This is a genomic window from Bradyrhizobium sp. 6(2017) (assembly GCF_011058295.2).
Taxonomy (GTDB): domain Bacteria; phylum Pseudomonadota; class Alphaproteobacteria; order Rhizobiales; family Xanthobacteraceae; genus Bradyrhizobium; species Bradyrhizobium septentrionale.
The window spans coordinates 3,975,367-3,987,870 of the sequence record NZ_CP049289.2 but is presented as its reverse complement, the minus strand read 5'-3'; the positions used below and the strand labels follow the sequence as shown (position 1 = coordinate 3,987,870).

The 12,504-nt window shown below is 56.1% G+C and carries 7 protein-coding genes; 4 read left to right on the top strand and 3 right to left on the bottom strand.

What is annotated here, in order from left to right; genetic code table 11:
- Nucleotides 1–49 precede the first annotated feature (49 nt).
- Both G6P99_RS18445 and G6P99_RS18440 read right to left on the bottom strand, forming a co-directional pair.
- Complete coding sequence (locus G6P99_RS18445) at nucleotides 50–2,482, bottom strand: glycosyltransferase (RefSeq protein WP_165123101.1); 2,433 nt, start codon at nucleotides 2,480–2,482, stop codon at nucleotides 50–52.
- A 208-nt stretch (nucleotides 2,483–2,690) separates the two neighbouring features.
- Nucleotides 2,691–3,848 (bottom strand): glycosyltransferase, encoded by a 1,158-nt coding sequence (locus G6P99_RS18440; protein ID WP_165123099.1) that lies wholly within the window; start codon nucleotides 3,846–3,848, stop codon nucleotides 2,691–2,693.
- A 559-nt stretch (nucleotides 3,849–4,407) separates the two neighbouring features.
- On the opposite strand from G6P99_RS18440, the gene G6P99_RS18435 reads away from it, so the two are divergent.
- Together G6P99_RS18435 and G6P99_RS18430 are read left to right on the top strand one after the other, a co-directional pair.
- Nucleotides 4,408–5,340: a helix-turn-helix domain-containing protein gene (locus tag G6P99_RS18435; RefSeq protein ID WP_246709575.1), complete on the top strand. Its 933-nt coding sequence runs from the start codon at nucleotides 4,408–4,410 to the stop codon at nucleotides 5,338–5,340.
- 9 nt (nucleotides 5,341–5,349) lie between these two features.
- A complete protein-coding gene (locus tag G6P99_RS18430) occupies nucleotides 5,350–6,039 on the top strand; it encodes a class I SAM-dependent methyltransferase (protein WP_334262074.1) in 690 nt (229 codons plus the stop codon).
- 435 nt (nucleotides 6,040–6,474) lie between these two features.
- On the opposite strand, the gene G6P99_RS18425 is transcribed toward G6P99_RS18430, so the two are convergent.
- Nucleotides 6,475–6,726: a hypothetical protein gene (locus tag G6P99_RS18425; protein ID WP_165123095.1), complete on the bottom strand. Its 252-nt coding sequence runs from the start codon at nucleotides 6,724–6,726 to the stop codon at nucleotides 6,475–6,477.
- A gap of 567 nt (nucleotides 6,727–7,293) precedes the next feature.
- Between G6P99_RS18425 and G6P99_RS18420 the strand changes: the two genes are divergently transcribed.
- Both G6P99_RS18420 and G6P99_RS18415 read left to right on the top strand, forming a co-directional pair.
- On the top strand, nucleotides 7,294–8,580 hold the full coding sequence (locus tag G6P99_RS18420; protein ID WP_165123093.1) for a D-glucuronyl C5-epimerase family protein: 1,287 nt from the start codon (nucleotides 7,294–7,296) through the stop codon (nucleotides 8,578–8,580).
- Between the two features lie 818 nt (nucleotides 8,581–9,398).
- The gene (locus G6P99_RS18415) at nucleotides 9,399–11,831 is read left to right on the top strand and encodes a D-glucuronyl C5-epimerase family protein (protein ID WP_165123091.1); all 2,433 of its coding nucleotides are present in this window, start codon (nucleotides 9,399–9,401) and stop codon (nucleotides 11,829–11,831) included.
- Nucleotides 11,832–12,504 lie beyond the last annotated feature (673 nt).

Genomic DNA, 12,504 nt, shown 5'->3' with positions numbered 1-12,504 from the left:
CAGACGATCACTCCGGCGCAGATAAGAAGCTTGAGGCGGGAAGCTCCAGTCATGCTGCGCCGCTTGGTCTCGCCGCCGCCGGCAGCTGAGCATAGATATCGAGAAGCTTCCCTCCTTCGATTTCCCAGTTGAGGCGTGAGCCGGCTTCGACGGCTGCGCGCTTGAGTTCGGCATAACGGTGGGAATCGGCAAGAGCCGATGTGACCGCAGCGGCAATGGACTCCGGCCTATCGAGATCGGTGATGACACCGAAACCGTGTTCCTCTGCGATGTCGCGCAAGAAGGGTAGATCGTTTGCCAGAAATGGCACGCCAGCCACGGCAAACTCGAACAGCTTATTGGGGCTGCAGTACAAGTGATTAAGATCCACCGGGCGGTACGGAATGACCCCCAGATCAGCTTCCCAGGTCAAGGTCGCCAAGAGCTCTGGCTCGATTCGTCCCATAAAGATCACCCGGCCATCATCTGTTCCTTGCTCGTGGCTGATCGTTTTGAGCTGCGGCTCACAGTCTCCATAACCGATAAGCACGAGATGAATGTTCGCTGGGAAATAGGCTGCCGCTCGAACCAGGGAGTCTATGCCGCGTTCCGCCGACATCCAGCCTTGATAAAGTACAAGACGCGCCTCTTCGGCAAGTCCCAGCCTTGCACGCAGCGTTGATTGGGGTCGCTCCAGCGATACCTGCGGTGCCGCATTGAGCAACACTTGCGGGAGTTGACACCGATAGTCGCGCGCCATCATCGCCGCAATATACCAGTTGACGGTGATCGCGACGTTGGCAGCATGGATCAGTCGCTTTTCCCTGCGGCGATAACGCTTCCTGACTTCGGCAGGAAGTTGGGCTTGTCCGTGATAAAGCTCATGGGCATCGTAGACAAGGGTACAACCGCGTCGTCTTTTTACCTCGACACCGGTTCGGAGCAACGGATAATCATGAACGTGAAGCACGTCGAACTTACGCTCCTCGACCTGGCGCAATACGTAGTGCTCGAAGCTGCTAAGCCCCGTCGTCAGCGCCAGCAATTTACAGGTCGCCCGCCAAAGATATGGCCAAAGCCCGTTATTGCGACGCTTCACGAAGCGCAAGAGCCGTTGTGCGCGCGTGTCGTTCCAATCAAATACGAAGCGAGAGATATGAACATCTCGCCAACGATAATCTTCGGCCTTGGGGCACTCGAATCCAGCAAGAATTTCCACCTCGTAGCCGGCCTTGCGCAGAGTGTCTGCTTCCTGGAGGATGCGCCGGTCGATCATCAGATGATCGGTTGTGATCATGAGGACCCGCGTGCGAGGGACACTCGAGATTACGGGCGCAAGCGGCCGCGCGGATAGCAGCTTCTTGTAGATCTGCGCCAGATTATTGGCCACCTTATCCCAACTGTACGTCTCTCGAAATCGAGCCGCGACCTGCGTCATGTCAAAGCGAGAATAGATTCTCGCCATTTCCGCGATGCCGCTGGCCAACGCCTCCTCACTGTTCGGAACGATGAGCCCATTTTCACCATGCAGGACAAAGTCCTCGGGCCCCCCGCAAGCGGTCGTCAGTACCGGGCGTCCGCATGCGAGCGCTTCGAGCGCCACAAGGCTGAAAGTTTCTTTGAAGCTTGAGACCACCAGGAAGTCGTGAGCCCGCATCGCCGCTGCGACCTCCGCCCGCGTACCGGCGGGGAGAACGCTCAAGCGATCCTCTATACCCAACGCCGAGGCTTGTTCGCGCACCGCATCCATGCCCTCACTGCCGCCCAAGAGCGTCAGTTCCAGTCCCGGAGCCTCCGTGCTAGCTCGCTTCATGGCCCTGATCAGGCGATCGACTCCCTTGATCGGACTGACGTGTCCGACCCAAAGCATCCGCGGCCCTGCTCCCGAGGGTTCCGCCGGCGGAGTTGGACTGTGAACAGCGGGATCGAAGCCATTCCCCAAGACCTGCACGCGCTCGGCCGACTTTCCCAACTCGGCCAGCATATCCTTTTTCAACGATCGGCTGACGGCGAGCACCCGGTCGGCGCCATTTACGCCGGCTCTCGTGAAGTGCCGGAACGCAGCGTTGCGCGTCAGCACCGAAAACGGCCCCATGTGCTCTGTCAGGACCACTGGACAACCGAAGCGCTTTCCGACTCGAACGGCAGTATATCCGTCAAGAAATGAGGTGTGAGCGTGTACGAGATCGAATGGGACACGGGCGCGCACTTGTTGCATTACCCGAAGCGCGCCTTGCAAATATGTCCACGCGTGACACCAATCGCGAAAAATCCCACCCACGCAATAGGGGAAATACATAACGGGCACACCGTCCCACCGGCTCCAGCGAACGGGTTGATTCCGCCAAGCGTGCAGTGCCCGTAGGATGTGGAGCGGATTATAAGTCGAAATCCAGAACGGCTCTCCGGAAAGAACCACGACCTCGAAGCCCAGCCTCTGGAGTGCCTTGACCTGCTCGTGCACAAAGATGCCGCCCGTAGGATAGCGATCGCGCGGGTACATGTGAGAAAGCACGAGAATGCGGGGCCGGCTCGTCTGTTGACCACTCTCTGGCGAAGCCGAGTACGGTACTCGGCGCCGTAGCCATGAGGGCACAAGCCTGCCAACCAAGGTCGGCTCTAGCCAAGGCATAAGCTTTCTTGCTTGCCGCAGGATCGGAAGATCAATCATCAGGTGCCGAGCGCAGGTTATTGAAGCCCCAATTCAGGAGCTAAGAACTGAACGATCTTGCTTCATTGTGAGAAGCTACTTTGGACGAGACCGCTGTCAGTGCTGCGAAAAGGCTTGCTATCTTTTCTTCCTCACGCTCCCAACACAGAATTTTGCGAGCAATCTCTAAGTTTAAGCGCCAACTTTCAAGCCGGTCTGGACATGACAGAGCGCCGTCAATCAACGTCGCGATTGCACGCGGGCTGCTCATGTCACCAAGCATGCCGACGTCATGCGTCTGCACGATGCGGCGAATTTCAGGAAGATCGCTGGACACAATGGGGAGGCTTGCCGCGACATACTCGAACAACTTGTTCGGGGTGCAAAACAGATTGTTCAGGCACGTCGGCTGATACGGGATCACTCCAATATCTGCCGCGGCGGTATACGATAGAAGCACATCTTGAGGGACTGCCGGGTGAAAATGCACTCGATCACGCAGGCGACAACGATCAACCCTCGCCTTGAGGCGGCGGAGCATTTCACCGTCCCCCAACAACACAAGATGCAAGTTGGGCGTATCGATAAGCTCGAACGCCTTAATCAACGCCTCCAAGTTTCTTCCAGGCGATAACCCTCCCTGATAAAGAGCAATCTTCGCATCAGGAGAGAGCCCGAAAACGTCGTGGAACACCCTTGATCGCGTACTATCACGCCTCAACCGAACTGCATTGTAGACGACGTGAACAGGGCCCACGGAGTAGCGACTTTCAAGCTCACGGGCTATCGACTCGTTGACGGTAATGATCTGATCACACGCACCAATGTGCTTTTTCTCAATTTGCCGCCACTTTCGTTTTTCCCAGCCTGACAGTTCTTGTTCAGAGAATAGCTCGTGGCTGTCGTAGATCAGCGCCGCTCCCGATCGCTCAGCAGCCCAACGAGTTACGGGCAGAACTGGAAGATCAATGGCCACAAAGACGCTCGCTTCTATCGAGGACAACGCGTCACTGTATAGGCTGAAGAAGAGCTTCTCTGGATCTTCCACGAAACGAACCGCCAGATACCTGAACCAGCTCGCAGCGCCCTCGAAAAGATACCGGCGCAACCACCTGTACATACCAACCCCGCCGATACGCAAGGCACTCTTTTTGCGATTGCTTAAACGGACGACTCGATTGTCTTCGTGGCCTACCGCGTTCGGGTTCGGCATCGCCACGATTGACACATCCCAACCGTCAGCCGCGATAGCGTCGGCCTCAAGTAAAATACGTCTGTCAATTGTTCGGTCGGAAGTAACGAAGACAACAGCCTTAGCGCACAAACTAACAATCCCCCAAAGGCATTCCCAAGTCCAACGGACTTTGAGCCCACCAAATCATACCGTGACAAGCGCCAGCGGCTCCCCATCCGCGAACGGTGACTCGCCCTGTATCGTCGCGGGTTAGGATCGGAATACACGTCTCAGCGAGCCGCAGTGCGTCACTGAGCTACGGCAGGTATTCTTGTCCTGATGCGGAAGTCCCAATTAACAGTTCCGGCCCACTCGTCTTAATCGGGATCGCTGATGGATGCTGGGTAGTCAATGCGGACGTCAGTTCAACATCACACTTCAGCGCAACAAAGGCCATTCCGCGCAAATTTTTTAAAGTCGCCGTTCTCGGCAGAGCAATTTTTGATATTTATCGCAAAATTTGCCGTGTACTGCTTGCTCCAACAGTTGTGATATTGCCCAGACTCAATCTCGGTCAAACACGACTCTATATGCGTCCTATGCGATGAATTTTGGGAAACTTACTTTGGGACCTACTACTAAGATCGAGTGGCATCAGCGAAATCCAAACGCTGTTTATCCATTCCAAGTTAAACGCCTGTCTTGGTCCTGGTTCTCCGCCGAACTCGTCCGCCTTCGTCCAACGGAATTGGGATATCAAGTAAGCGGAGATTCATCGTATTTAGCCCTGCATGATTTCGTTCGCTCCGATGGGGAGACGACGATAAGCGGCCGCAGCCGCTCGACTCTCAAGGACGTCCGTAACAAGTTGACGTTCGTACCCGCCGGCGCCTCAGCCGAAGGTTGGAATCGGTTCAAGACCCGCATATCTTCCGTCTTGGCGGTTCACTTCGTTGCCCCCTTAACGGATCACCGCGCCAGTGACGTCTCGAGCGTTCCTCCATCTCTGTATTTCGAAGACAACAATCTCAAAGCGACGCTTCTAAAACTTCAAGGCGCGCTGGATGGTTCGGGAATAAACGACAGCGCGTATGTGGAAACGCTCGGGCTGATGCTTTTGTGGGAACTAAGAGAAGCTACGAGCTCAAAGCAGCTGCAACTAAATGCTCGCGGTGGTTTAACTGCCCTTCAGTTGAAACGCATCAAGGATTTCGTAGACGCGCAAATTTCCCATGAAATGACTGTATCTGATCTTGCGGCCGTGACCGGATTGAGCCAGTTTCACTTCATTCGTGCGTTCAGCGAGGCCGTGGGGCTTTCACCTTATCAGTATATTCTCTCAGAAAGGGTTAGCCGCGCAAAAGAGCTATTATCGACCAACAGTCTCTCGATTTCAGAAGTGGCACACGCGGTAGGATTTAATGACGTGACTCAACTGAATCGAGTGTTTCAAAAATTCGTTGGAGTTACGCCAACCTCTTTTCGTCGCGAAATCGATATCGAGACAAAAGCGATCTCCTCCAAACGCCAGCACTAGAGGTTTGCGATGTCAGACGACCTTCAAGGTACTATCCCGCTCGTCGATGCCTCGGTGGTCGATAGGTGGGATAAAGAGTGGATGCATTATCTCTCTACTGAGAGTAAGTGGCCCCACTTAATCCAATCATCGAAGCTTCGCGTTCAAACAGACGTGCGGCACTTGGAGCGTGCGGAGATATTTGCGACCAGCCTAACGATGACCGCTGATGCCATTCCAATGGCGCCTTTGAGGATTTGGGCCACGGGGAGCGAGCTTGTTCAACGGAGCGTGGCTGAAATTGGATGCGGTGCGGGATTCTTGGGTAAGCAAATCGGTCTCATAGCAACAAGGTACTTGGGGATCGATGTCAGTCAGCTAGCCCTCGCCATTGCCAGAGGAAACTCGGGACCGAATTGTTCGTACCTGCACATTGGAGAGCGCACCTTAATCGCTCAGGAATTTGGCAAGTATGACACTGTTCTCGGAAGAGAATTCTTCATCCATCAAAATTTCCCGAATGCGATGCAAGTGTTGAGGCTTGCAAAGGAGCTTCTAGTAGGGGTGGCAGGATATGTGCCGACTTCTATCTGCCGAATCCAAACATCGAACAAGGCGTGGTTCATCCAGCCCGCGCCGAGCTCGACTCTAACTATGCGTCTTGTGCGTTTGCTTTTTCAACTGGGGAGGTTCAAGAGCTCGCGCAGAACGTCGGACTGAACCTTCTCTCTCTCGCGGACGACCTCGGAGAGCAGAGAAGATTTGTTGTGTTTGTAAAATAGAAATGTGAGCAGTGCTTCGACCTACCGAACGGAGTTTGCACTAGACATGGATCGCGCAGCTGCCGCTGCGCGTATTCTGCCGGTCGACACCACGCGCAATGGCAACGGTCCAAGGCTGGTTGGAAGGAGCAGCCAGCGAGTGAATGCGCCCCGGCGGGCACGAAAAACGAGCGCGAAACCTCAACGCAATCTATGCATTCCCTGACAGTCCGGAAACCTGTTCGCCGTGCGATGAATGATCATTTGCCTTTCCGAGATATCTGGGCAAAGGCTGGATTCGATTCGCATTCATTGACCGCTGCACCACCTTAGATAAATCGTAGGAGCCGCGTCCCGGCCTCAATCATTGGATGCTTGACAAGAATGGGACGCATCAGCGGCTCTGTCTCTTTTTGAGCGCTACCTCGATGAGCCGCGTCGTGTACGGTTTGGTAGCCGGCTCTTTTCCTTCGATGTAGGAACGGATTTCAGCCCATTCGGGAGCAACCTGCCGAGCTACGGGCAAACTGTTTATATAGTCCACCACGTCACCATACGTTCTGAGTTCGATCTGCACTGGCACCGTATGCGAAAGCTTAGTATCGCGGGACACCTTAGCGAGCCGTTTTGATATTGCTTTACCCATCGTCCTTTTCTTCGGTATTGGCTTTTCCCGGCAGCGGGGCTTTATATAGTTCACCTGATTTGGGGTAGTCCCCCGGAAATCACAAACCGCCACCTATTTTTGATTCGACGTTGTCGAGGCGAGCACGCGGCCAGTTCGTCAAATCTCACTTTATGTCTCGCCATGACGCCGGCGCGTCTCGGTTAGTCGTTTCACTCGAATCAATGCTGGATGCTTTCGGTAATCGGCATCATTGCGACGTCAGGGTTCTTGGCGTATGAGGTCATTCTCGGTTTTTCGCACATACTAAAGGTCGTGACTTCGACGCGGGTTAGGGATGGTGCGCCTCGCAAGCGGCACGGCCGTCCCGTTTTTGATCGGGCGGCAATCTGTCTTTCGGGTCGCTTCGCAGATCACGGCCCAGATACCGCCGGGGGCCTAACCCGACAAGGCTGCCTGGGTTGGGTTTGCGGTAACTGGCGTCACAAAGACTGGCTAGGCTGAACGACAACCGTCAACCACTACGATAGTGGGGCTTCACTGATTCACCTTGTGCTTGTAGGCACAAACGGCCTTTGAACACATCTCATGGAACAGATCGTAAAAAAGTTCGGCATTTGGGCCTTTTTGCTGCTCGCCTTTGCGACAGGTTGTGCGGCTGGCTGGGCCGGCCGAGAAACCGCGCTCGATCACAGGGTGATTGATCGTCTGGACGCCCAGGCAAAGCGGCTTGAGGCACTCGCTATAACTCAGAGCGAGCAGTACCACGCCATTGAGGGTCTGCTTAATCGGAACGCCCAGCTGGCCGCCGACGGTCTAACCCAAACGGTTCGCGCGCTTGACGCCAGTGTTGACCGGAACAACCAGGCGCTCGCCAGCGCCACCAAGCTCGTCACCGCGCTGCCCGCACAACTCGCGCGCATTGAAGAGAACGCTGACCAGTTGCTGAAGGTCAACCAAGCTCCCGACATGCCGAACCTGACCACGGCAATGTGGCAGGGCCGCAGAATCAAGACAGCGCCATTCACCTTCGAGCTCGACGTCGACCTCCAGCACTTTGGGATCACCGGGCTGCCAACGAAATGGCAGCCCGAGCCCGAGGGCGATCCGGAGAGCACGCTGCCCTACCCTTGGCCACGCGCGTGGGCCATCGATCGCGGGCAGGCCTTCTCGCCGGAGACGGTCTTCTACAACCTCGTCGGTATCACCAACCACCTCCGGACGGGTGAGCGCCCGGAAATCTACCAACGCTATGTCGACTTCCTGCTTGCGCGCACCAAGCAGTATCTGGTTCCTACTCGAGACGGCGATCTCGTGACCTATCGCTTTAGCTTCGGGTTCTACGATCACGAGCTCCACGATGGCTGGGTCAGCGCCCATGGCGCAGCGTCGGTGATCGCGGCGTCGGTCTATTATTATCGGCAGACCCACGACCAACGCTTCCTTGATCTCGCGACCGGCCTAGTCCGCGGCCTGAGGGCTCTCGACGGCGTCGAGTCGAAATGGACGTCCTACATCGACAGCAGCCAGTTCCTGTGGTTCGAGGAATATCCGCTCGAAGGCACGAAGAAAGCTCACGTGCTCAACGGCCACATCACGATGACGTTCGCGCTCGTCGACTATTGCCAGGTGACCAAGGATGAGGAGGCCTGCCTGCTCGCCCGGGCCGGGATCACCACGATCAAGCGCTATGTGAAATCGTACCGGCGCCCAGGTCAAGCCAACCACTATGATCTTTACGGCGATTCGCTGGATTACGGTCCGAGCCGCACGATCAACCAGCAGAACGACCTCTACTCACTGACGGGAGATCCGTTCTTCAAGACAATGGCCGCGTCGTTCCTGTCTGACATGCCGTACGAGCCGCCGCGCTGATCACGGCTTTGTGGAGGCGCTGCGGTCTCGAGCTCCTTGATACGCCTTCACATTCTTTCCGCCTGCAGCAGACTAGCTCTCGCTTCCTAGGCGGCCGGGCTTGTCGCGCTGACGGCGACCTCCGGGGGAAAACCTCCACTGCCCACGGGTCCGACGGTAATAGACCCTGGACAATGAGTGCCAGAGCGAAGCATGACCTCGGCTTCGAATCTTTCCGTGTCGCCGATTGTTCTCACTGTGCCGGCGGGCTCCTGTCGATCGAGGAACGACATCGCGAAGCTAACCGCTTTGAGCAGCTGTTGGAAGGACTTCAAGATCGTTCCTGAAGGGCATCGAATCCGGCATTTTAACGGATGGCTCCTGGACTATCCGACGAGATGCTGGACGGCTCGAATTCGCGGTAGCCAGCCGCTCCAAGCTCGATCGGAAGGCGCAGACCGAACGCTTACCGCGGGCTGTTGCCGACCCGCACACGACCATCATCGACCCGATGACCCTGCGCCAGCTCAAACGTCGTCCCCACGATGAAATCGACGTTGAGAAGGTGCTGTTGGCCTGCGGCGAGAACGATGTCGTCAGATCAACGCCCACTCCTTAGCGTTTTGGACTAGACTGGAGCTGGCATCGGGCAGAGCTCGATTTCGGCTGCGTCTTTACCGTTATTCGGGCGCCCATTCGACGGGGGGCAACCACATGCATTTGCAGTATTAAGATGGTGCTCGAGGACGACTCGCACGCCGATCGCACCTGGATACGATGTGGCTCGATCAGATTACGCGCAACTTCATGCAAAAGCAGCCGTGGACGGCGCAGGCGGTATGACGAAGCGACACATTCCGCTCACAGGCAAAGTCGTCGCCGTCTCGATCGATGACATCGCCAAATATGCCGCGTACCGATGCGAAATGCTGGATGGCCCCCTAGCGATTTTCAAGTTATTTGTCGTGCCAACTCAACTTAATGCCCGTTCGAAACATGAGCAGATCATGAAGCTTGGACTGCGCTTCTTTTTCTTCATCTTCTTTCTCGTGCAGTTGGCGCCAGCTACTCAAGCGGAGCCGGCGCCAGCGGGCGCGCTGATGGAGTTCCTACGACTAAGTCCGCTTCAATTGGAAGTATACCGACGCAAAGTCGCAGGCGTTGCGTCAGAGACAGATGGGCCGGCAGGTCAATTTTTGAATTCGCCGACTATTCTTGCTATGGAGGGGCTAAGTGCTATAGCGGCTAATCGAGTGGCCGATGCGGAAGTCAATGCAGCTCGCCTAGACGCCAGGGCCCAACAGCACGACAACCTGCGCCTTTATCCTTTCGAGTTCGATTACACCGGCCCCTGGCCATACTCGCTCAAGAGCCCGTGGATTTCCGCACTCTCTCAAGGTTTGGCGCTAGCTTTAAATACGCAACTGTTCGTCGCAACCAAGAAAGCCGATTACGCTGACCGAGCGCGGGCGATCGCCGCAACGTTCAGTCTGCCTATAGAACAAGGAGGTTTTGCTCGCTTCGACAGCGACGGCGTGCAATTTGAAGAATACCCGGTCAGCACGCCCACTCGCGTCCTCAACGGCGGCGCAATCGCGACGCTCGCGCTTGCCGATTTTAGCCGGGTGTTCGGAGATCCGCAGGCGGCGCATTTACTCCAGCTTGCCAGATCATGGTGGGAAGCCAACATAGCACGCTACGATGTGACGAGCCCGGACTATCCCTTTCCCGTTTCAGCGTACTCATTGGCTTCGAAGCGAAACGAACTACTCTTCCATCTGCGCGGAGACTCTCCAGCCCTGGTCGACTCCATTACCTGGACATTTGCGACCGGTCGATCCGTCTCCCTGGACGTCGGCGCAAACGGTGATGACGACCGCAATCACGAGAGCTACATCTGGCTCAATCAAACATATCAAAACTGGGGCACCTCGCGCATCGTGGCAGGTGCCACTGTCCGGGAAATCGTGCCACACCTAGGTCGGTATGACCACGCTCCCTTTTCCGTGACCGCAGGCAGGGACGACACCGTCGGCCCCGCAACAATCGCCGTCACATTCCGAGGCATACCCGAAGCCCCCCTAAAGCTTCAGCTTCTAGTGCATGGGGTCTACATTGATGTGGCCTCGATTCCGGCTGAGCGCTCCGATCAAGACGCCAAGTCTGTGAGCACAATTTCCTCCGAGTTGCTCCGAGCTGCATTAGAGTCGGCTCCCACTCACCCTCCGATTGAGCCCGGATATTTTGCGGACAATGCCACCTTAGTACGATTGCTCGCGAGCGAATTTGGTTCAAGCAAACTGACTTACTTTGCTGAACGCTGGGAAATGTCCGCGTCGCAGACGCCAGCGGCATTTGATGCTCGCGGCACCTTCGACTTCCTGACTGGAGCGAGCGAGCAGCCGATTCTCGCGACTATGCCGGGCGAGGATGGAGTCCACGTCGAATATCCTGCGGTTATCGAGAGCCATGGACTGCTCTTCATGTTCTATTCCGCGTTCGGCACGGATTCACGTTGGCGCATCAAGCTTGCGACGTCAGGCAACGACGGTCGTACATGGGATCGACATGGTTGGCTTTTTCGAGAAGATGAACTTCCTTTCGAAGGCAACTACGCCTTCCCTTCGGTGATATTCGACGCGGTCCGGCATCGCTACGTTATGGTATTCTCGGCAGCAGCCAAACGCGGAAAGGCTTACGATAGCATTTTCGCAGCGCATTCTCTCGACCTTTGGAATTGGACCCTCGACAAGCCAATTGTCAGGGAGCATGGCCTGCGGCCCGTCTTGTGGCCGTCAGAACGCGGACTAAATCTCATTTATTCTGTTCAAGACGGCGACACGTCGTTCTCCTTGTTGGAGGCGATCTCGAATGACGGCATCTCTTGGACGGCTGGCCGGTCTGTCTATAGTGTTCATGGAAAAGTCGGCGAGCGCGGCTTTTATACGTCCGCACGCATTATGATCGGAGGCAAAGAATTCTTTGTACTCGACGCAAAGTCAGCTCCTCAGCGGCTAGAGTGGCAGCTACTGTGCAGAGCCAAGGATGGCCGGTTGGTCCCCGCGACAGCAAAACCGCTTTGGCTTTCCGGCGTAACCCGAGGATCATGGGATGAGTACAGGTATGGACCGACGTTTCTAGAAGCGAACGGAACGCACTTGGCATTCTACAATGGCATTCCTTTAGAACCGAACGGAAGTGGCCAAATAGGTATGGCCCAAGTGAACGATCACGCACTTGCTTCAGTCAAGTTCGATCCATGGTGCAACTAAAAATATCGCGGATAGCGGATAGCTCACGAAGTTCAGTCGAGAGAGAGTTCAACGTCGAGGCGGTGTTGGCCCTCTATGCCTCGCTGCAAGAACGCTCCGTTTTTGTCGGAAGCCCAGTTGTTTCTGCGGGCGCCCTCCTGCTCCTGCTGGCCCGGATGACACGCTTCCGCTTTGCAAAGGCTGTGCTTTCGTAACGCGCAAGGCCGCGAATTCGCTTTGCTAGCGCCGTGTTCGGAGCCAACAGGAATGCGGCGAGCAATTCGTAACGAGCCGTGCGGACGCGGGCGAGCTCCTGCTGGGCGCTCACGATGGCGGCCGGCTCGAACGGCCGCCCTTCTTGCTCCAATCGATTGAGAATTGCGTGCGTTAGCGCGTTAACCCCCGTGCTCTCATACGCCTTCGACCGCGACAGCCCGTGACGGAGCGCATTCCGGCCTGACCGGGCCTTTCCCTGGTTTGTCTTCGGGCCCGTGCTCTGCTTGGCATTTCTCCGATTGGCTTTGATTTGTCGAACTGACGCCATGCCCTCTTGTCCTCCTTTAGCGGTCACGCTTCCACCTTGCTCCGTTCGCTATCTGCATCAAGCTTTGGCGGGCAAAAGAGCAAGATTGTTGCTGCAGAAAGGACTGGCCTTCCGCGGCAAACGGAGCGTTACTGAGTCGGCCGGGCACAG